The following is a 20,232-nucleotide window of genomic DNA, read 5'->3' as shown; positions in this document are numbered from 1 at the left end:
GAAAGTTCTAAGCATTTTTAGTTGTTATTGATATCAAAAGTAAAAAATTCACTCTTAAAATTATTAGGTAAAGTTTTATACTGAGATATCGCAGCTTCATAGTTCTTTACTTCTTGATACAACATACCAAGAGCTGCTTTACTCTCTTTGTTATTTTTATCTGTAAGTTTAGAAAGCTGCAAAAGCGCTATAGCTGAATTTGGATTATTTGCACCTACGGCTGCTACGGCTGCTAAAAATAAAGTTTTAGTATCTTTAGCTCCATAATCATCAATCAAAGAATTATAAAGCGCATAAGCCTCCTCGTATTGCTGTGCAAAAATATCCAAATAAGCTAAAGTTTGCAAAATACCCTCATCTTTTGCTCCTGAAACATTAATCAACTCTTTAAATTTCTGTCTTTCTAAATTTAAAAGCCCTGCAATATGCATTAAATTAACATAAAATTCCCTAGCGATACTTGGCCCACCAAAAACACTACGATAATCAAGTTTTAAATTTTTAAAATGAATTTGAGCATTTTGAGCATATTCTTTAATATTTAAATTTGAATTTAAAGAATTAAAATACAAAATATTTGTCAAAATATCTTCAGGCAACTCTGAACGCAATTTAGCAATTTTCACATCTACTTGATTATTAAGGTTATTATTTTTAGCAACAATAGCTTCAAAAATCAAACTCAAAGGTGTATCTTTTTTTGTTTCATCTAAATAAGGAAGCATAGAAATATAATTATTATTAACTAAAAATAACATACTTTTTTGCATATTGGCTTTAAAATTAGAATCAGCAGCTATATTATCAAGAATTTCATTGTAAAGTTTAGTTGTATCAATATCAATTGATTTTGCACAAAACATAGCAAAAGCACCTGCTAAATAATTTTTAGGATTAAGATGATATGAACTTGAAAAATGCTTATAAGCAAGTTCATAATTTTGCATTTGGGCGTAAGTTAAAGCCAAATTATAATGTAAAATACTATGTTCTGGATAATCCTTGATAAGTTTTTGAAATTCTTGGTTAGCAAGGCGTAACTTCTGATTTAATGCATAGTTAATAATATTGGCAATTTTTACATTGGTAGATGAAAGAGCCTTGCTTGTATTAAGATAAATTCCCGCATCAGTACTATCATCAACGAAATCTGTAACATTAGCTTTTTTAATATATAAAGCAGCCTGCTTACTATCAAAAACTTGATAAGGTGCAAAATAAAAAAGCAAATCGAATTGATCTTTTTGTTTTTTTAACAAATCTTTTGAAAAAGAATTTTGAGCAACTGCTATATTAAAAAGATCCTTATTTAAACGAACTTGAATTTTATAAGTATCTAAAATCTTATATCTATCTTTATCGTTATCATAAGAATTTTGCAAGCGCGCTAACATATCTTGATAATTTCCTGTTTTAATATCAACCAATGTTAAAGCCGCCAAACTCTGATTAAAATCTCTTTCAATTTTCATCGCTGTACTTAAAGCGACTTTAGCTTTAGCATATTCTCCTATTCTAGCGTATAAAAGACCTAAAGATAAACTAGATTCAAAATTGCCTTGAGAATTTAATTGCTGTATAGCCTTGGAATCAAAGTCCATTTTTGCATAAATTTTAGCAGACAAATACTTTGCAACATCAGAATACGGCTCCACATCTGTTCTTTGTAACATTTGTAAAGCCTCAGGGTAATATCCTTTGTAATAATTAATCAAGCTTAAATAATAATCATATAATTTTGATTTTCCTTCTTTTGGAAGATACACTTGAGCTAAATCAATATAATATCTAAATTTTTCCTTATCATTAAGCTTTAAAGCACAAACAGCAGCATTGATAGCAGCTACACTTTGATTTTCTCCATTGGCTATAGCTTTCTTGAAGCTTTCAAAAGCTTCTTGGAATTTATTCTCATTCATTTGAGAAACGCCTAAATTATAATTAGATAAAGATTCGTTATATACGGCAACTTGCTCATAAACTTTTAAAGCCTGTTCAACCTCACCCTTTAAATATAAAGCATTTGCTTTTTGGATCATACTATCAATTCTTTGCATATCATTGTATTTATATGATTCATCAGGCATAACAACAGGTTGTTCTAAAGGCTTAGAAGCTATAATATCTGGTTTAATTTTTCCTTCACTAAAAGTTAAATAAAAAAGTGTAAAAACTAAAATACAAATAATCCCCAAAGATAAACCCACAAGAGACATAAACTTACGATCTTTATACCAAGGCGTAGGCTCTTGACTTTCAACTTCTTCAAAAGTTAATACATCTTCAGGCGCACTTTCTCTTGTAAATTTAAAACCACTATCACTATTTTCTTGAGGTAATTCTTCTGGCAATGATGCAAATTCTTCATCTTCTGGAGCTTGCCCCTCTTGCCCTTTAAATCCCTCTAAACTCTCATCAAGTCTTGGTTGATTTAAGCCATCTTCGGGTTTTTCTAGTATTATATCTTCTTGTTCAGCCATCTATACTCTTTAAAAATATTTTTTCAAAGCATCAGGAATATGAATTTTTCCTTCTTTGTCTTGATAATTTTCCATAATCGCTACCAAGGTTCTTCCTACTGCCAAAGATGAGCCATTAAGAGTGTGAACGAGTTCATTTTTTCCTTGTTCATTTTTATAGCGAATTTTAGCACGTCTTGCTTGAAAATCACGACAATTTGAAACCGAGCTGATCTCACGATATTTATTTTGTCCTGGAAGCCACACTTCAAGATCCACAGTTTTTGCTGCACTAAAACCCAAATCTCCAGTGCAAAGCATCAAATGTCTATGCGCTAAACCTAAAGAACTCAGCAAATCACTTGCACACTCAAGCATTTCATTAAACACGCTATCACTTTGCTCAGGTTTAGTAATACTTACAAGCTCTACTTTTTCAAACTGGTGTTGTCTTATAATACCTCTTGTATCACGCCCTGCACTGCCTGCTTCTTTTCTAAAACAAGCGCTATAACAAGTCATTTTTATCGGTAAAGTTTCACTCGCTAAAATTTCTCCACTATAAAGATTGGTTACTGGAATTTCAGAAGTTGAGATCAAATACAAATCCTCATCATCTACCTTATACATATCTTCTTTAAATTTTGGCAACTGACCTGTCCCAAACATAGTAGCACCATTTACCAAAAAAGGCACATTAACAAATTCAAATCCACGACTTCTATTAAAATCTATCATATAATTTACCAAAGCGCGGCTTAATAAAGCTCCTTCGTTTTTAAGCACACAAAAACGACTTTGTGAAATTTTTACCCCACGCACAAAATCAAGCCAATTTAAACTCTCACCTAATTCAAAATGTTCTTTTGGAGTAAAATCAAAGCTAGGTGGATTTAAAACTTCTTTAAGCTCCACATTTTCATCTTCGTCTTCACCCACAGGCACACATTCATCAGGGATATTTGGGATGGCATGAGCGATTTCTTCAAGCTCATTTTCTAAAGCATTTACTTTAGCGCTTTGCTCATTAATTTTACTTTTATTTTCGCTTAATTTTGCTTTTAAACTTTCTTTATCTTCGGTTGTAGCAAGTTCTTTACTGAATTTATTTTGAAAAGCTTGAAATTCTTCTAAAGCTGTTTTTTCTTTTTTTAAACTTGCAAAAAGTTCAGCAAGTTTTTTTAAGATATTTTCATCAACTTTTTTATTTTTTAACTTTTTAGCCACTTCATCAAAATTATTTTGCAAATTTTTTAAATCTAGCATTTTCTACTCCTTAAAGTCCGATTTTTTCATAAATTTTTTGCATTTTTTCTTGGGCGATTTTTCTTGCTTTTGTCGCACCAAAATCCAAAATTTCTTTCAAATGCGAAGGCTTTTCTAAAAGCTCATTATATTTTTCTCTTGCTTCTTTAAAATAAGCATTTACAAGCTCGTTTAAATACATTTTAAAATGTCCATAACCCTCACCACCTTTTTCATAGCGTATTTGTAATTCTTTTTGCCCTGATTCATCTAAAAAAAGCTTTGCGATTTTAAAAATATTGCAGTTTTCATGATCTTTTGGATCTTCTAAAGCGGTGCTATCTGTAACTATGGAAGAAATTTGTTTTTTTAAGGTTTTTTCACTGCTAAAAATATCTATAGTATTTTGATAAGATTTACTCATTTTTGCCCCATCGGTGCCTACAACTACAGCTACTTCTTCATTAACTTTAGCCTCTGGAAGGGTAAAAATTTCACCCCATTCATTATTAACTTTTAAAGCAATATCACGTGCGATTTCAACATGTTGGATTTGATCTTTTCCCACAGGAACAATTTGTGTATCAAAAAGTAAAATATCAGCTGCCATTAAAACAGGATAAGAAAAAAGTCCGTGTGAAGCACTAAGCCCCTTAGCAACTTTATCCTTATAACTATGCGCACGCTCTAATAAACCCATAGGAGTAAATTGCGATAAAATCCAATAAAGCTCCATAACTTCCTTAACATCACTTTGCAACCAAAAAACGCTCTTTTGTGGATCTATACCAAGGCTTAAAAAAGCCGCAGCAGCTTTTAAGGAATTTTGTTGAATTTTTTCTCCATCTTGAGAAGAAGTCATGGCATGATAATTAGCAATAAACATAAACATTTGGTTTTTTTCTTGCGCATCTACCATTTGTTTAATCGCACCAAAATAATTACCTATATGCAAATCGCCACTTGGCTGAAGGCCTGTTAATACTCTCATTTTATCACCTTTTTAATCTCGCTTAAAAGCTCATCTATATTTTTATTTTCTATATTTAAAACAAAATTTGCCTTTTGTTCATACTTGCTTAAACGCTCATTATATAATTTTTTTGCTTTAATTTCATCATAAAATAAAGGTCTTTTAGAAATTTCATTTTCATCTAAACGCTTTTTTAAATATTCAAAATCTGCTTTTAAATAAATACAAAAACCTGCTTTTTCTAAATTTGAAACATTAACAAAGCCCCCACCTGTAGCAATACAAGTTTTCTCACAAGAACTAAAAAAATCAGCCATTTTTTGCTCTTGTTCTCTAAAAAAATTCTCCCCTTTTTGCACAAAAATTTCACTGACTTTTTGATTAAATTTTTGTTCTATTAAAAAATCACTATCTAAAAAAACAAGATCTAAATCCTTGGCCAAAGCTCTTGCTAAAGTGCTTTTTCCAGAACCCATAAATCCTATAAAAACGATATTTTTAACTTTCATCATTTTCTTTACTGCCCTTTTTACGCGAAGCAATCACTAAAGGCACACCTTCGAAATTAAATTCTTTTCTGATTTGATTTTGCAAATAACGCTTGTAGCTAAAATGCAAGGCCTTAGGACGATTCATAATAAGTGCAATTTTTGGCGGTGCTAAGTCATATTGTACTGCATAATAAATTTTAACCAATTTCCCATAATCATGCGGCAAAGGATGTGCTCTTGTGGCATTTTCTATCAAGGTATTAAGCTTAGAAGTTTGGATTTTTTGAGTAAAATTTTCAAAAATTTGCAAAATTTTATCGAGTAAAACATGCACCCTTTTTCCACTTAAAGCTGATACACTAATCACGGGTGCGTAAGCTAGAAATTTAAAACGATCAAGACGCAATTCTTTTACAGTCTTATCAAAATCCATCTCACTTTTATCCCATTTATTTAAAACAATAATCACACCCAAATAATGCTTAGCCACAAGCCCAGCAATGCGTTCATCAAGCTCGTTAAAGCCCTCATGCGCATCTAAAACCAAAAGTGCTATTTGAGAATGAGATAAAATTTTTTCCGTGCGATTTAGTGCAAAGCGTTCTAGTCCTTGAATTTTACCCCTTTTTCTAATACCTGCAGTATCAACAAATTCTATCACTTTATCTTTATGAACTACACTTTCATTAACAGGATCTATAGTAGTTCCTGCGATAGAACTTACAACACTGCGTTCTTGCTTAACCAAAGCATTTAAAAGACTTGATTTTCCAACATTTACACGCCCTACAATACCCACTCTGATATGATTTTGATCAACTTCTTTAAATTGAAATTCTTTTCCTTCTTCATAATGCTCTAAAAAATCTTCTAAATTTTCTTCTTCATCGGGGATTAAAAACTCTTCATGTAAAAATTTTCCAAGCCATTCATAAAGTTCATCTAAGCCTACATTATGAGTTACTGAAAGATTAAAGATTTCCTTTACGCCAAAATTTGCAAACTCCCAAGCCCTTTCTTCATCTTTTTTATTATCTACTTTATTAATCACTAAGGCTATAGGTTTTCCAAGTTTTTTTAAAGAATAAAAAAACTGTCTATCCTCATCATCAGGCGCTAATTTCCCATCAACTAGATAAAGTATGATATCGCTTTCTTTAGCTACTTTTAAAGTGTTTTTTTTCACATTTTTAAAAAGTTCATCACTTTCATCAAGCCCCCCACTATCAATAAGCATGGCTTTTTTTGAATGAATATGAATTTCTGTTTTATTTGTATCTCTAGTTGTGCCTGAAATATCACTTGTAATAGCTATTCTTTGTCTTGCCATTCTATTAAAAAGACTTGATTTTCCAACATTTGGCTTACCTATAAGTATAATGCTTTGCATTTTTTTCCTAGAAAATTATATTTTTAAAATTATATAAAATTTGGCTTAATATTAAGCAAAAAAAGACTAGAATTAACCCAGATTTTAGTCAAGGAAAAAAATGCTAAAAATAATCAAGCATAATTTAGGAATTTATTTCATGATTTTAGCATGTTTGGATTTTGCACTTATGGGAGCTTGTGCAAAAATTCTTAGCAAGGAAATGAGTTCTATAGAAATTATGTTTTTTAGAAATATCATAGGAATTTTTTTTATAGTCTATCTTTTAAAACGATCTAAGGCACATAAAGAAGGGGGACATTTTTGGCTCTTGGTATTTCGTGGAGTAGTAGGCACGCTTTCACTATATATGTTTTTCTATAATGTTTCAAATATTACACTAGGTGGAGCTTTTGCTTTTCAAAAAACTGCTCCTATTTTTATTACTTTAATAGCTTTTGTTGTTTTTAAAGAAAATATTGGCATCAAAGGCTGGATAGGAATTTTAATAGCATTTGGTGGAGTACTTTTAATCGCTCAGCCTTGGGCTCATAATTTAAATCATTCAGGCTTTGATTTAAAAAATTCAGTTATAGGTATCACGAGTGGATTTTTAGCTGCTTTAGCTCTTACAAGTGTAAGAGAACTTAGAAAATCTTACACTACAGAACAAATTGCCTTTTCTTTTATCCTTTTAGGAACCTTAATGCCTTTAATTTCTATGATCAGTGCTGAATTTTTTGAACCACAGCATCTTGATTCTTTACATTTAGATTTCATTCTAGCACCTTTTGTGATGCCAAGTCTTACAGCTTGGCTTATCATTGCCATTATGGGAACTTTAGGCACCATTTATCAAATTCATGTCACTAAAGCTTATGGTATCGCTAAACAAGCAGGAGTGGTTGCTGGAGTTAGTTATCTTGATGTGGTATTTAGTATGATAGTTGGGATAATTTTAGGAGATAATTTACCAAGTACTATGGTTTTTTTAGGTATAATAGGCATTATTTTTGGTGGATTAATTTTAGTTAAGAACAAAGGAAAAAAATGAAAAAAATGATACTCATTGCTGGTCCTTGTGTGATAGAAAGCAAAGATTTGATTTTTAAAGTTGCTGAACAGTTAAAAAATTTTAATGAAAATCCAAATATAGAATTTTATTTCAAATCAAGTTTTGATAAGGCCAATCGCACAAGTATTAATTCTTTTAGAGGTCCTGGTCTTGAAGAAGGATTAAAAATTTTACAAAGCGTAAAAGATGAATTTGGCATGAAAATCTTAACCGATATACACGAAAGCAATCAAGCAAACCCTGTAAGTGAAGTAGCTGATGTCTTGCAAATTCCTGCTTTTTTATGTCGTCAAACCGATTTACTTGTAGCCGCAGCAAAAACTAAGGCAAAAGTTAATATCAAAAAAGGACAATTTTTAAACCCAAGCGATATCAAATACAGCGTTAAAAAAGTTCTACAAACCCGTGGTATAGAAGATGAAGGCTATGAAGCTGCTCAAAAAAATGGTGTTTTTGTAGCTGAAAGAGGAGCTAGCTTTGGCTATGGAAATCTAGTAGTAGATATGCGTTCTTTAGTTATCATGCGTGAATTTGCTCCAGTTATTTTTGATGCTACCCATAGTGTACAAATGCCAGGGGCTGCAGGTGGAAGTAGCGGAGGGAAAAGCGAATTTGTAGAACCTTTAGCAAGAGCGGCAGCAGCCGTAGGCATAGATGGCTTTTTCTTTGAAACACATATTAATCCTTGCGAGGCTTTATGCGATGGACCTAATATGCTTAATCTTACACGCCTTAAAAATTGCGTTAATACATTACTAGAAATACAAAATATCATAAAGGAAAACAAATGAACATTATTGAAGGAAAATTAAATTTAGACTCAAATACAAAAATTGCTATCATTAATGCAAGATTTAATCATATCATCACAGATCGCCTTGTAGAAGGAGCAAAAGATGCTTTTTTAAGACACGGAGGCAAAGAGGAAAATCTAAGCCTTATACTTGTTCCTGGTGCTTTTGAACTTCCGTATGCGTTAAAAAAAGCTATAGAAAGCAAAAAATTTGATGCAATTTGTTGCGTAGGCGCAGTAATTCGTGGCTCAACTCCGCATTTTGACTATGTTTCAGCAGAAACCACCAAAGGCATAGCCAATGTGAGTTTAAATCATAATATCCCTGTAAGCTTTGGTGTTTTAACTACAGATACAATAGAACAAGCCATAGAAAGAGCTGGAAGCAAAGCAGGCAATAAAGGCTTTGAAGCTATGACAACTGTAATCGAGATGTTAAATTTAAGCAAGGAGCTTTAATGGCAACGCGTCATCAAGTTCGCCAAAGCGTCATCTCCTTACTTTATGCTTTTGAATTAAATTCTCAAAACAACGTTTTTGTAGATGAAATTTTAGATGAAAAAAAAATACGCAATGAACAAAAAAATTTTACTTTAAATTTATATCATGGAATTTTAGATAATTTAAACAATATTGATGAAACCTTAAATTCATTTCTAAATGATAATCAAATTACAGCTTTAGGACATGTAGAAAGAGCTATACTAAGACTTGGAGCTTATGAGTTACTTTTTACCGATACTCCTAGTGCCATTGTTATCAATGAAGCTATAGAACTTGCCAAAGAACTTGCTAATGACAATTCTCCAAAATTTATAAATGGAGTTTTAGATGCCTTAATAAAGGCTAAAAAATGAAGCTTTGTGTCGCACTTGATCTTTCTACAAAAGAAGAATGCTTACAACTTGCTAAAGAATTAAAAAATTTAGACATATGGTTAAAAGTAGGTTTAAGAGCATATTTAAGAGATGGTTTTAAATTCATAGAAGAACTTAAAAAAGTTGATGATTTTAAAATATTTCTTGATCTTAAAATTCATGATATTCCCAACACTATGGCAGATGCTTGCGAAGAAATATCAAAACTTGGTGTTGATATGATCAATATCCACGCAAGTGCTGGAAAAATAGCCATGCAAGAAGTTATGACACGGCTTAGCAAATTTTCAAAAAGACCATTAGTTTTAGCAGTTTCTGCTCTTACGAGTTTTGATGAAGAAAATTTCTTTAGTATTTATAGACAAAAAATCGAAGAAGCTGTAATTAATTTTTCAAAAATATCCTATGAAAATAGACTTGATGGTATGGTATGCTCTGTTTTTGAAAGTAAAATCATCAAAGAACACACCCAAAGAAATTTCTTAACTCTCACTCCAGGAATTCGTCCATTTGGAGAGAAAAATGATGATCAAAAACGCGTCGCTAATTTAACAATGGCTAGAGAAAATTTAAGCGATTTTATAGTAGTTGGACGCCCTATTTATAAAGATAATAACCCTAGAAAAATTTGTGAAAAAATTCTACAAGAAATTTAATAATCATTATCCTTGTTATATTTTAATAATAAAAATTTTTAATAAGGAAAAATTATGATTATAACTCCTGAGAATTTATATAAAAAAAGAAGAGATTTTTTAAAACTTGGAGCAGGTGTTTTAATAAGTTCAAGCGTGCTTACTTCTAAACTATCTGCTTTAAATTTCACAAACGATACTAATCCAAACAAACTTGAAATCAGCGATGAAGAACTGGCTACAAATTATGTTAATTTTTATGAATTTTCAACAGACAAAAAAAAGGCTGTATCATTAGCACAAAATTTCAACACTCAAAATTGGAAAATCGATATCAGTGGAGAAATAGAAAAACCTTTAACTCTAAGCATGGAAGATATTTTAAAATTCCCTCTAGAAGAAAGAATTTATCGTTTTCGCTGTGTTGAAACTTGGTCTATGGTGGTACCTTGGGTAGGCTTTGAATTGCGTCGTTTGATTGAAATGGCAAAGCCTACAAGCAAAGCAAAATTTGTTAAATTTACCACTCTTTTAGATAAGAGTCAATTTCCCGATCAAGACGCTTTATTTCCAACTATAGACTATCCTTATGTAGAAGGACTTCGCATGGATGAAGCTATGCATCCTCTTACCTTGCTTGCAGTAGGAATGTATAAAAAAGCCTTAAAGCCTCAAAATGGCGCTCCAATACGCCTTGTTGTTCCTTGGAAATATGGCTTTAAAAGTATTAAATCCATAGTTAAAATAGAATTTACCAAAGAACAGCCTAAATCCACTTGGGAAAGTTACGCTCCAAGTGAATATGGTTTTTATGCCAATGTCAATCCTAATGTCTCTCATCCTAGATGGTCTCAAGCTAACGAGAGGACTTTAGGAGATTTCTTTACCAAGCCTACTTTAATGTTTAATGGCTATGAAAAAGAAGTAGCAAGTTTATATAAAAACATGGACTTGAAAGTGAATTTTTAATGCAGACAAAATACTTTAAATTTCTTGCTTATTTTAGCTTTATCATAAGTTTAATCTATGGCTTTTATCGCATCATAAAAGCCTTTGATTTTGTAAAAGAAGCCTATATTTACACCGGAATATTTGCTTTGATCTTTTTAAATTTAAGTCTTTTATTTTCTTTGCTTAAATTTAAAAAAACAAAAAATTATCCTAAAATTTTAGGTATTTTTGCAACTTTTTGGGCGATTTTACACTTTTTAAATTATTTTATTTTTGATAGAAATGCTCAAATTTTAAGGCTTTTTGATGATATTTCACATCGTTTATTAGAAGCAAGTGGATTTATCGCATTTTTAATCATATTTTTAATGCTTTTAAGTTCTTTTAAAATCTTTAAAAAACTTAGTAAAATTAGAAAACTAGGATATTTAAGCTTAGTTTTGGCAAGTTATCATTATTTTTTAACTCCAAAAGTTCCTATGTTTTGGGAATGGAGTACTTTAATTGTAGCTTTGTTTTATTTTATAGTTCGCTATACAAAAACATTAAAAAAGTTAAAATCCAACAATCTTACTTTTATCAAAACTTGAATTTAATTCTTTTTGTATGCTTTCTATAAAATCTTGCATTTTAAAAACCCCATCTTGTGATACAGCTACTTTCAAAGCTGTATTCTTCACCACCATTAAAATTTGTGCTCCACTTAATTCATAATTTGATAAAATATTTATATCAAAATCTTTTTCAAATAATGCTTTTTTAGGTAGAAATTTTTCCCAAATTTTAAGCCTATCTTTAAAATCAGGTTTTTTAAATTCTATCTTATAATCAAATCTTCTTGAAAATGCACTATCTAAGCTTTCTAAAAAATTTGTCGTAGCGATAATCACACCGCTAAAACGCTCAATTTGCTCTAAGAATATATTTTGCATTTGATTATGCATTTTATCGCTACCACTACTTCCATCTACACGCGTACTTAAAAACTGATCGGCTTCATTGAGAAGTAAAATAGGACTTTGTTTACAAGTTTGCACGATATTTTTATAAGTATCAAAAATTTTTCTTACATTTTGCTCACTCTCTCCAACCCATTTGCTCAAAATTTTAGAACAGTCAAAACTAAGAACAGATTTTTTCATTGATTTAGCCATAGCTAAAGCTGACATAGTTTTTCCAGTACCAGCAGGACCATAAAAAATAATTTTAGCTTCTATATTTTTATTACTCTTTATACCCCAAGAATGAAGTCTTTCTAGGACTTTTTTATCTTGTTGTTTTAAAATATTTTCTAAAAGCTCTTTTGTATTTTCAGGCATAATAATATCATTGATGTCAGTGCTTGGTTCTATAAGCTCAAAAATATCCTGATCTTTTAAAACACTTTCAATTTTGATTTTTTTACTTTGTTTTGGTTCAAAATTTATAATTCTTTGTAAGATTTCATCAATAATAAAAAAACTTTTAGAAATATCTCCAAAAGCATTTAAATATTCATCATACTCGATTAAGTTTAAAAGAGGAGCATTTTCTTGTAATAGTTTTTTATTTTTATGCCTTTCTAAATCATTTTCACTGATTAAAGAAAGTAAAGAATTCATTTCTCTAGAAATCGAACTTTCATTACTTAAGGCGTATTCTTCTTTTAAAAGTGCTAGAAAAATAATTTGTTCTTTATGTTCAAGATTGTATTCTTTAAAAATATCAGCCAATACATTATAAAATTTACTTTTTTTTAGTCTTTCTTTGATATGTTTTTCATAAAGTTTAATTTGATTTTTTATTTCACTATTATAAGCACTTTTTTGTATAAAACTTAATCTTTCGTATAATTGAATACGCACAAATTCATCTTTTAAATATTCTAAATAATCTGCATAAGCCTCTTGTTTCTCAAAATTTAAACGAGGTTTTGCTTCTAAAAATTCTAAAAAATATTCACTTAGACTAAGCTCGCTTTGCAATAAGGCAAGAGTTAATGTTTGAGTTTTATTATTTTCCAAACTTTTAAAAAAACTCGAATTTTGATTTACAAAACCTCTTTCGATAAGTTTTTTTAAATCCTCCAAAGCATCAAGATAAAGATACTTATCATTTCCAAAAATTGTCGATAATAAAGTAAAGGCATTGATAGAAGAAATAGAAACGACATAATTTCTACAAAGCTCTCTAAGAATCAAAGCCTCATTTTTAGCACACTTAAGCTCTTTATAAATTTGAGTATCTTCTATATTTTTCAAACTTAAAAAATTTTTTAATTTTTCCATTATTTTTTAAATTCCTTAAGTTCATCTTCATTAAATTCTACACAAATATTTTCATCTAAAAAATGACCTTCAAAAGGTAGATAACAAATTTTTAGTTTTCCATTATTAAGCAAAAAATTATTATTAAATTGTAAATTTTGCAGATCTTCAAAACACTCATCACATGTATTTTTAAGCTTCTCATGTAAAAGATTTTGAAATTTTTGATTTTCAGTATTATACAAATCATTTAGTTTTACAAACGCGTGAACATTAATATCATAAACAAAATTATTTAACTCTAAAATAGCACGACTCATGCCATCTTCATAAAAATAATACCATTCTTCAAAACTAATTTTTCCATCTTGCAAAAAAATAGGTTTTTGGCGAATTTGTTCAAAGCTAAATACACCCTTATGAACAGGATGAAATTCTTTAAAATCATCATTAAAACCTATAAAATCAAGACTACGCTTTATACGAATGCCATCTTGCGTTTCAATAAGTTCTAAAGTAGTCGTTCCTAAATTTTCTCCTTGAAAATTTTTATTATCATATGTAAGCATTTTAGAAGAATTGATTTTATATTTTTTACGCTCATCCTGCCAAAAATCATTTGTCTTAAAGAGTGGAATCTCTAAATTTCCATTTATATCATCAACAATTAAAAAACTAGAACTTGTTTGATTTTTATCCCTGTCAAAAAGTGGAGTCATAGGTGCATTATCATAAACTATGGCAAAAATTTCTTTATCCTGCAAATGATAAAAATACAATTCACCTTTATAAACTTGTGCTAAAGCTAGATTTACAAAGCAAAATACCAGTAAAAAAAATTTCAAACTCTATCCTTCAATTTTGAATATGCGTTAAGATAATTTTAGTATGTGAAATTTTATCAAAAAAACTTACTTTATTATCACAAACTTGATAAAAAATTTCATAATTTTTTGCTTTTAAATTTTGCTCAAAACCACAATCAGTTTTTTCTAAATTTTTACCCTGCCATAAAGCATTTGCCTTTAAAATATCACTTAAAATATCATCATAATATACATTTTTAAAAAATTTTTGATTAAACACTTTTTTATCATAACACACTGCATTGATGCAAATTTTATCCTTGATTTTGAGTTCAAAAAAAGCTTGCCCTAGTTTATAAACTTCCAAATTTAAAGCATTATTTTCTTTTTTTAAAAAAGCTGCATCATTGATTTTTATCATAGGAGAAGCAATCAAAACCATCAAGCTTTGACTTGAAAAATTTTGATTTTTCACACTACAAGCACAAAGAAAAAAAACAAAACATAGAGCTAAACAATGTTTCAAATTTAACCTTATTTGAGATTTTTAAAACTGATATTTAACTCTAAATCAAGCTCTTTTACAAGCTTCATCACAGCTTGTAAATCATCGATTTGTTTTGCTACAACACGAATTTCTTCACCACGAATCGAAGAGTTAACTTTAAGCTTGCTATCTTTAATAGCTTTATTGATTTTTTTAGCATTTTCACTATCAATAGCATCGTTTGCTTTCAAATTTAAACGAAACATTGCTCCACTTTCACGAGAAAGCTCTTTAATAGCATTAGGATTAATTCCTCTTTTGATAAGTTTAGAAATCACTATATCTTTTAGAACATCAAGTTTTCCTTCACTAGAAGAACTGAGTTTAAAAATACTCTCTTTTTCGTTTAAATCAATCTCACACTTAATTCCTTTTAAGTCATAACGACTATCAAGTTCTTTTTTAGCTTGTTCAAAAGCATTTTTTAACTCTTGCTTATCTAAAGCTGCTGAAATATCAAAACTATGTTCACTTGCCATTTTCTATCCATTCTTTTAAATTATTATAAACTATATCCATTAAAGCATTTAAAGCTTCCTTACTCGCCCATGCAACATGAGGGGTGATAATAAGATTTTCTTTATTTTTAATGCTTAAAAGCGGATGATTTTTCATCATAGGTTCAATTTCTAAAACATCAAGCCCTACACGAATATTTTTTTCATCTATGATTTTAGCTAAATCATTTTCATTGATAATCCCACCTCTTCCTACATTAATCAAAATCGCATTATCTTTTAAAAGCTTTAATTCTTCAAAGGTGAGTAAATTTTTAGTTTTTTCATTTAAAGGTGCATGGATACTTATAATATCACAAGTTTTTAATAAATCTTTTAATTCCAAATGTATAAAATCTGCGTTTTTATTAGCTCCACTCGTAGAATAATAATAAATTTCAGCTCCAAAAGCCTTTGAAATTTTTGCCACTTCTTTACCTATAGTTCCTAAGCCTATAATACCATGTTTTTTACCGCTTAAGGTGTTTAAAATTCTGCTATAATCTGTAAAAATAGGACTTTCACACCATTTACCCTCTTTACTCCATTTGTCATAATAAAGCACTTGATTTAAAAAAGCAAACATAAATGCAAAAGTATGTTGTACAACACTCATGGTAGAATACCCAGCAGCATTTTTTACAATAATACCTTTTTCTTTAGCATACTCAATATCGATATTATTAACCCCTGTAGCAGTTTCTAAAATGAGTTTTAAATTTTTACAAGCATCAATCACATCTTTATCAATTACAACCTTGTTTGTCATGGCGACATTAGCATCTTTTAAACGCTCTATGGTTTGCTCTTTATTTGTTGTAGTATAAATTTGTAAAGAACCAAATTTTTCAAAAACACTTAAATCATAATCCCCTAAAGTTGCCGCATCTAAACAAACAATTTTCATTTTTCAATCCTTTATGATATGTCCTACAAATTTAGAATAATTATCAAGCACAAGACCACCTTTTCTAAATCCTAAACCACACCCTTCATAGGCAAAGAAAACACCTGCTTGATAGTATTCGTTTTCACATGAATTAAACTCTACATATTCTTGATAAATAGCCTTATTATTCCCGTAAGGACCTACATTCTCATGCAAAGTTTTTCCATCTTTAATTATACTGATATTTGCACCTTCTCTACCAAAAACAGGTTTTTTAACATAGTTTTTACCCTCTAAAGGAGTATCTTTTGTTTCTAAAAGTAAAGGATGATTTGGATAAAGTTCCCATAAAATTTTTAAAATTCCCTTAGATTGAAATAAAAGCGTATAAGCAGGATTTAAAATAATTGCTCTTTGATTACGCATAATTTGAGTTAAAAGCATGGCAAGTTCACCCTCTTCTATGGCTATATCTTCCCAAGGAATAAGCTTAAACCAATACTCATAATTTTCGCCCTCTTTAAAAATACCCTCTTCGCTAAATTCCACCTCATCCACAAAGGAAAAATTAGTTTGAAAACCTGCTTCATTGGCTATATGAGAAAGTAATTTTGTAGTGATTTCTTCTTCTTTGCTTCCTGCAACACTTGAAAAAAGAATTTTCCATCCTTGATAATGCTCTTCAAACCCTTCAACACTTTCATCAAGGGTAATAAGTCTTTTAAAATTATCCATCAAACTTTCATAAATGCTGTTAAATTGTGCGCTTTCATCCATTCCATTTTGTTTTAAAAGCGCCCATTGTAAAATCGCACTTTCAAAAAGAGCAGTAGGGGTATCAGCATTAAATTCTATAAGTTTTATAGGCTTACCATCAAGTCCACCCGCTAAATCAAAACGCCCATATAAGTGCCAATGCACTTCATTTTCCCAACTCATCTTAATCGCATCAATAAGATTAAAAGGAATTCCAAGCTCATCAAAACGATCATTATCAATCACTTCTTGCGCTGCAGCAATAAACATATCATAAAGCTCATTTACCGCTTCATAATAAGCATTAGCTTCACTTTCCTTAACACAAACTAACTTATTGCTAATATAATCACTTCCATCTTCATCTGTATGCCAAGAAAAACCTATATTTTCTAAATAATCTTTTTGAAGTTTGTCTACTTGTAGTAATTGCATTAATTATCCTTAAGAGCCAAAAGAAGAACTAGAACTTGCAGCTTTAGAGCCTCCACCAAAAAAACCTGATTTTTTAGCACTTGAAGCAGAGCTTGTTGTGCCTGCTTTATTAAAACTATTAACACTCCTTTGATAAGCACTTTGATTTGAAAAAGCACCGCGTTGTTGGTTAGCAAAATTTTGATTATTAAAAAGCTTTGAACCTATCCAACTTCCCAAAATAGCGCCTGCAGCACTTGCGAGTAAAGTTTCTCCTAAACTCAATCCCCCGCTGCTGATTTGTCCATTGTCTTTAGTTAAATTTGAAGTTCCATTATCAATTTTAGCTGCTTCTTCTTTAATCAAAGCATCCATTTCTTCTTTGGATAAAATTCTTTCTGTACCATTAAGATCTTTTAAAACTACCCTTGTTTCATCACTTGGATATTGATCTTTGATTTTATACTGCCCTGGAGCTGTTTCTTCTATAATTACAAAAGCTCCTTGAGCATTAGCTGCTTGATTTAAAGTATCTGTATTGTCATTATTACTTCCACAACCTGCTAAAGCACCTCCAGCAACAGCTGCTAAACCACCTATCATACCAATTTGAATGATTTTTTTGATTTTTTTCATAAGTTTATCCTAAAAACAGAAAATCTAGATTAGAAATTTTAACAAAAAATAATAAATACTTTTTAATTTAACACCAAATGAAGTTCGTAGATATAAAAAAAGCCCTTTCGGGCTTTTGGGTTAGAGTCTTGACTCGTAGCGTCTAAGCATATAAAGTCTTTTAAGCATTTTTTTGCGTGCTGAAATTTTTTGTTTTTTGCGAATTTCAGTCATAGGCTCGAAAAATCTTCTTGCTCTTACTTCAGTTACAACTAGATTTCTATCTACTTGTTTTTTGAATTTACGATACGCTTCATCAAAAGACTCGTTAGGATGCACCTTGATTCCTGGCACAGTCCTCACCACCTTTCTGTGTAAATTTTTGTTGTGAAATATAATTATAAAACACTTCTTATTAATTCTGACTTAGAAAGCATTTAAAAATTGTTTTAGTTTTTATCGGTTATAATCCTTAATTACAAAGTGCTAAAAAATTATAATTAAGGTCTAAAAATGCAAGGACACATTACAAACTATACAAAAAAACGATATTTTGTATATTTAATTGCAAGTATTATCATATTTGCCCTACCTTTCATAAGAATTAATGAAAATCATTTTTTTCTTTTAAGTTTTGATCATTCTAAATTAAACCTATTTTTTATTTCTTTTTCAACACAAGAATTTTATCTCATGCCTTTTGTTCTTATATTTCTTTTTTTATTTATTTTTTTTATTACAACTTTAGGTGGAAGAATTTGGTGTGCTTGGAGTTGTCCACAAACAATTTTTAGAGTTATATATAGAGATATCATACAAACTAAAATTCTTAAAATTCGCAAAAATATCAATAACAAACAAAAAGAATATGAGGGACAATATTTTAAAAAATTTCTTGGAGTAATAATTTTTTATTTTATATCTTTAGTTGCTGTTAGTAATTTACTTTGGTACTTTATTCCTCCTGAAGATTTTTTCAATTATATTCAAAATCCTGGTGAGCATCTACTTTTACTTGGAGTTTTATTTTGTGCTAGCTTACTTTTTACTTTGGATATTACCTATTTACAAGAAAAATTTTGTATTTATGTCTGTCCTTATGCAAGAATACAATCTGTAATGTTTGATCATGATACAATGCAAGTGATCTACGATGAAAAACGCGGGGGTTTGATTTATGATGGACACATCAAACTTCATAAAAAACCGCCTGAAGGAGAATGCATAGGTTGTGAAGCCTGTGTTAGCATCTGTCCAACTCATATTGACATACGCAAAGGAATGCAACTTGAATGTATTAATTGTCTTGAATGTGCCGATGCTTGTTCTAAGGTACAAAGCAAATTTAATCGTCCAAGTTTGATCAATTGGACAAGTGCAAAAGCTATTGAAACGCGTTCTAAGGTTCATTATTTAAGATTTAGAACGATAGCATATTTTATAGTTCTTTTAATTGCTTTATTGGCTTTAATTATCATGGGAAGCAAAAAAGAAAGCATGCTTTTAAATATCAATCGTAGTAGTGAATTATATAATATTTCAAATGTTAAAGGTAAATTAGTCATTTCAAATGCTTATACCTTTTTGTTTCAAAATACAGATTCTAAACCTCATGAATATTATTTTACGGCAAATTTAGACGGAATAAATGATGGAATTGAAATCATAAGACCAAACAAACCTTTTAAATTAAAAGCAGGAGAACAAGTTAAAAAAATAGTTGTTATCAAAGCTACAAAAAATTTAGCAAACAACGATAAAAAAGATGTAATCTTTCCTTTACATATAAAAGCTTATGCAAAAGATAATGAAAAAATTTCGGTTTTTAGAAAAAGTATATTTGTATACCCCAAAAACACTCTTACAAAGGATAAAAAATGAACTCAAATAGAACACCATCACAAAAAGTTTTAGCTAGACAAGAGAAAATCAAAGCAGTGGCCTTAGAGCTTTTTTTAACAAAAGGTTACCAAGAAACAAGTTTGAGTGATATTATTAAATTATCCGGAGGATCTTATTCTAATATTTATAATAGTTTTAAAAGCAAAGAAGGATTATTCTTTGAAATTTTAGATGACATATGTAAAAAACATTTTCATCTTATTTATTCCAAAACACAAGAAATTGAAAATGGTACTTTAAAAGAAATTTTAACTTCTTTTGGTTTAACTTTTATAGAAATTTTTAATCAACCAGAAGCTGTAGCTTTTGGTAAAATTGTTTATTCTCAAGTTTATGATAAAGATAGACACCTTGCTAATTGGATAGAAAACAATCAACAAAATTTTTCCTATAACATACTTATGGATTTTTTTAAACAACAAAATAATTCTTATATGAAAAAAAATGCAGAAAAACTTGCTGTTCTTTTTTGCACTATGTTAAAAGAACCTTATCATCATCTTAATGTTTTAATTAATGCTCCTTTGAAAAATAAAAAAGAACAAAAAGAACATGTTGAATTTGTTGTAAACGTTTTTCTAAATGGGATCAATGGCTCCAAAGCTTAAAAAATAATTTTATTAACCAAAATTAAGATATAATTAGCCAAAAATTTTTGTAATAAATATTACAATTTTTAATTTAATTTTTC

At 29.7% G+C, this 20,232-nt stretch carries 20 protein-coding genes and 2 pseudogenes; 9 read left to right on the top strand and 13 right to left on the bottom strand.

Annotation, left to right across the window (positions count from 1 at the left end):
* Nucleotides 1–17: 17 nt before the first annotated feature.
* From pflB to der, 5 genes are read right to left on the bottom strand one after another with little or no spacing between them, the layout of a single operon-like run.
* Nucleotides 18–2,480, bottom strand: a complete 2,463-nt coding sequence (gene pflB / locus AJ888_RS07035) for a motility protein PflB (RefSeq protein ID WP_002861148.1) — start codon at nucleotides 2,478–2,480, stop codon at nucleotides 18–20.
* 9 nt (nucleotides 2,481–2,489) lie between these two features.
* The gene (serS, locus tag AJ888_RS07030) at nucleotides 2,490–3,725 is read right to left on the bottom strand and encodes a serine--tRNA ligase (protein WP_002861147.1); all 1,236 of its coding nucleotides are present in this window, start codon (nucleotides 3,723–3,725) and stop codon (nucleotides 2,490–2,492) included.
* A gap of 10 nt (nucleotides 3,726–3,735) precedes the next feature.
* Nucleotides 3,736–4,695, bottom strand: a complete 960-nt coding sequence (gene trpS / locus AJ888_RS07025) for a tryptophan--tRNA ligase (protein ID WP_002861146.1) — start codon at nucleotides 4,693–4,695, stop codon at nucleotides 3,736–3,738.
* Nucleotides 4,692–5,189, bottom strand: coding sequence for a shikimate kinase (locus AJ888_RS07020; RefSeq protein ID WP_002861145.1), 498 nt, complete (start codon nucleotides 5,187–5,189; stop codon nucleotides 4,692–4,694). Before AJ888_RS07020 ends, trpS begins: the two co-directional genes overlap by 4 nt.
* Nucleotides 5,176–6,558: a ribosome biogenesis GTPase Der gene (gene der, locus AJ888_RS07015; protein ID WP_002861144.1), complete on the bottom strand. Its 1,383-nt coding sequence runs from the start codon at nucleotides 6,556–6,558 to the stop codon at nucleotides 5,176–5,178. Before der ends, AJ888_RS07020 begins: the two co-directional genes overlap by 14 nt.
* Nucleotides 6,559–6,658: 100 nt before the next feature.
* Between der and AJ888_RS07010 the strand changes: the two genes are divergently transcribed.
* The 7 genes and pseudogenes from AJ888_RS07010 to AJ888_RS06980 all read left to right on the top strand — a co-directional run bounded on the left by AJ888_RS07010 (nucleotide 6,659) and on the right by AJ888_RS06980 (nucleotide 11,459).
* Complete coding sequence (locus AJ888_RS07010) at nucleotides 6,659–7,591, top strand: DMT family transporter (protein ID WP_002861143.1); 933 nt, start codon at nucleotides 6,659–6,661, stop codon at nucleotides 7,589–7,591.
* A complete protein-coding gene (gene kdsA, locus AJ888_RS07005; protein ID WP_002854449.1) occupies nucleotides 7,588–8,403 on the top strand; it encodes a 3-deoxy-8-phosphooctulonate synthase in 816 nt (271 codons plus the stop codon). The genes AJ888_RS07010 and kdsA overlap by 4 nt, the downstream gene beginning before the upstream one ends.
* Complete coding sequence (gene ribE / locus AJ888_RS07000) at nucleotides 8,400–8,864, top strand: 6,7-dimethyl-8-ribityllumazine synthase (RefSeq protein ID WP_002854278.1); 465 nt, start codon at nucleotides 8,400–8,402, stop codon at nucleotides 8,862–8,864. The genes kdsA and ribE overlap by 4 nt, the downstream gene beginning before the upstream one ends.
* Complete coding sequence (gene nusB, locus AJ888_RS06995) at nucleotides 8,864–9,262, top strand: transcription antitermination factor NusB (protein WP_002854405.1); 399 nt, start codon at nucleotides 8,864–8,866, stop codon at nucleotides 9,260–9,262. The genes ribE and nusB overlap by 1 nt, the downstream gene beginning before the upstream one ends.
* A pseudogene (gene pyrF, locus AJ888_RS06990) lies at nucleotides 9,259–9,936 on the top strand (orotidine-5'-phosphate decarboxylase); the annotation flags it as partial. The gene nusB and the pseudogene pyrF, both read left to right, overlap by 4 nt.
* Before the next feature lie 57 nt (nucleotides 9,937–9,993).
* The gene (gene msrP / locus AJ888_RS06985; RefSeq protein WP_002861141.1) at nucleotides 9,994–10,887 is read left to right on the top strand and encodes a protein-methionine-sulfoxide reductase catalytic subunit MsrP; all 894 of its coding nucleotides are present in this window, start codon (nucleotides 9,994–9,996) and stop codon (nucleotides 10,885–10,887) included.
* Nucleotides 10,887–11,459, top strand: coding sequence for a ferric reductase-like transmembrane domain-containing protein (locus tag AJ888_RS06980; protein ID WP_002861140.1), 573 nt, complete (start codon nucleotides 10,887–10,889; stop codon nucleotides 11,457–11,459). The genes msrP and AJ888_RS06980 overlap by 1 nt, the downstream gene beginning before the upstream one ends.
* On the opposite strand, the gene AJ888_RS06975 is transcribed toward AJ888_RS06980, so the two are convergent.
* From AJ888_RS06975 to rpsU, 8 genes are all read right to left on the bottom strand, one after another.
* A complete protein-coding gene (locus AJ888_RS06975) occupies nucleotides 11,424–13,136 on the bottom strand; it encodes an AAA family ATPase (RefSeq protein WP_002861139.1) in 1,713 nt (570 codons plus the stop codon). The two genes, AJ888_RS06980 and AJ888_RS06975, sit on opposite strands and share 36 nt — an antisense overlap.
* A complete protein-coding gene (locus tag AJ888_RS06970) occupies nucleotides 13,136–13,960 on the bottom strand; it encodes a hypothetical protein (RefSeq protein WP_002861138.1) in 825 nt (274 codons plus the stop codon). Before AJ888_RS06970 ends, AJ888_RS06975 begins: the two co-directional genes overlap by 1 nt.
* Before the next feature lie 10 nt (nucleotides 13,961–13,970).
* Nucleotides 13,971–14,447: a hypothetical protein gene (locus AJ888_RS06965; protein WP_002861137.1), complete on the bottom strand. Its 477-nt coding sequence runs from the start codon at nucleotides 14,445–14,447 to the stop codon at nucleotides 13,971–13,973.
* 8 nt (nucleotides 14,448–14,455) lie between these two features.
* On the bottom strand, nucleotides 14,456–14,947 hold the full coding sequence (locus AJ888_RS06960; protein ID WP_002861136.1) for a YajQ family cyclic di-GMP-binding protein: 492 nt from the start codon (nucleotides 14,945–14,947) through the stop codon (nucleotides 14,456–14,458).
* Entirely contained in the window at nucleotides 14,937–15,872 is a 936-nt protein-coding gene (locus tag AJ888_RS06955) for a D-2-hydroxyacid dehydrogenase (protein WP_002861135.1), read from the bottom strand. Before AJ888_RS06955 ends, AJ888_RS06960 begins: the two co-directional genes overlap by 11 nt.
* 3 nt (nucleotides 15,873–15,875) lie before the next feature.
* A complete protein-coding gene (locus AJ888_RS06950) occupies nucleotides 15,876–17,045 on the bottom strand; it encodes a glutathionylspermidine synthase family protein (protein WP_002831077.1) in 1,170 nt (389 codons plus the stop codon).
* A 9-nt stretch (nucleotides 17,046–17,054) separates the two neighbouring features.
* Entirely contained in the window at nucleotides 17,055–17,660 is a 606-nt protein-coding gene (locus tag AJ888_RS06945) for a UPF0323 family lipoprotein (RefSeq protein WP_002861134.1), read from the bottom strand.
* Between the two features lie 120 nt (nucleotides 17,661–17,780).
* The gene (rpsU, locus tag AJ888_RS06940) at nucleotides 17,781–17,993 is read right to left on the bottom strand and encodes a 30S ribosomal protein S21 (protein WP_002780697.1); all 213 of its coding nucleotides are present in this window, start codon (nucleotides 17,991–17,993) and stop codon (nucleotides 17,781–17,783) included.
* Between the two features lie 159 nt (nucleotides 17,994–18,152).
* On the opposite strand from rpsU, the pseudogene ccoG reads away from it, so the two are divergent.
* Both ccoG and cmeR read left to right on the top strand, forming a co-directional pair.
* Nucleotides 18,153–19,530, top strand: a pseudogene (ccoG, locus tag AJ888_RS06935) (cytochrome c oxidase accessory protein CcoG).
* A complete protein-coding gene (gene cmeR, locus AJ888_RS06930) occupies nucleotides 19,517–20,149 on the top strand; it encodes a multidrug efflux system transcriptional regulator CmeR (RefSeq protein WP_002861132.1) in 633 nt (210 codons plus the stop codon). The pseudogene ccoG and the gene cmeR overlap by 14 nt, the downstream one beginning before the upstream one ends.
* The last annotated feature ends 83 nt before the right edge of the window (nucleotides 20,150–20,232 follow it).

The sequence above is a fragment of the Campylobacter sp. BCW_6467 genome, from assembly GCF_001762855.1.
In the GTDB taxonomy this organism is placed as follows: Bacteria; Campylobacterota; Campylobacteria; order Campylobacterales; family Campylobacteraceae; genus Campylobacter_D; species Campylobacter_D jejuni.
The sequence above is the reverse complement of the archived record's forward strand: the minus strand, read 5'-3'. Positions and strand labels throughout refer to the sequence as shown.

Bases quoted from the DNA above. Each gene is read 5' to 3' on its own strand.
- pflB (WP_002861148.1), bottom strand. From the start codon at position 2,480: ATGGCTGAACAAGAAGATATAATACTAGAAAAACCCGAAGATGGCTTA.
- serS (WP_002861147.1), bottom strand. From the start codon at position 3,725: ATGCTAGATTTAAAAAATTTGCAAAATAATTTTGATGAAGTGGCTAAA.
- trpS (WP_002861146.1), bottom strand. From the start codon at position 4,695: ATGAGAGTATTAACAGGCCTTCAGCCAAGTGGCGATTTGCATATAGGT.
- AJ888_RS07020 (WP_002861145.1), bottom strand. From the start codon at position 5,189: ATGATGAAAGTTAAAAATATCGTTTTTATAGGATTTATGGGTTCTGGA.
- der (WP_002861144.1), bottom strand. From the start codon at position 6,558: ATGCAAAGCATTATACTTATAGGTAAGCCAAATGTTGGAAAATCAAGT.
- AJ888_RS07010 (WP_002861143.1), top strand. From the start codon at position 6,659: ATGCTAAAAATAATCAAGCATAATTTAGGAATTTATTTCATGATTTTA.
- kdsA (WP_002854449.1), top strand. From the start codon at position 7,588: ATGAAAAAAATGATACTCATTGCTGGTCCTTGTGTGATAGAAAGCAAA.
- ribE (WP_002854278.1), top strand. From the start codon at position 8,400: ATGAACATTATTGAAGGAAAATTAAATTTAGACTCAAATACAAAAATT.
- nusB (WP_002854405.1), top strand. From the start codon at position 8,864: ATGGCAACGCGTCATCAAGTTCGCCAAAGCGTCATCTCCTTACTTTAT.
- msrP (WP_002861141.1), top strand. From the start codon at position 9,994: ATGATTATAACTCCTGAGAATTTATATAAAAAAAGAAGAGATTTTTTA.
- AJ888_RS06980 (WP_002861140.1), top strand. From the start codon at position 10,887: ATGCAGACAAAATACTTTAAATTTCTTGCTTATTTTAGCTTTATCATA.
- AJ888_RS06975 (WP_002861139.1), bottom strand. From the start codon at position 13,136: ATGGAAAAATTAAAAAATTTTTTAAGTTTGAAAAATATAGAAGATACT.
- AJ888_RS06960 (WP_002861136.1), bottom strand. From the start codon at position 14,947: ATGGCAAGTGAACATAGTTTTGATATTTCAGCAGCTTTAGATAAGCAA.
- AJ888_RS06955 (WP_002861135.1), bottom strand. From the start codon at position 15,872: ATGAAAATTGTTTGTTTAGATGCGGCAACTTTAGGGGATTATGATTTA.
- AJ888_RS06950 (WP_002831077.1), bottom strand. From the start codon at position 17,045: ATGCAATTACTACAAGTAGACAAACTTCAAAAAGATTATTTAGAAAAT.
- AJ888_RS06945 (WP_002861134.1), bottom strand. From the start codon at position 17,660: ATGAAAAAAATCAAAAAAATCATTCAAATTGGTATGATAGGTGGTTTA.
- cmeR (WP_002861132.1), top strand. From the start codon at position 19,517: ATGAACTCAAATAGAACACCATCACAAAAAGTTTTAGCTAGACAAGAG.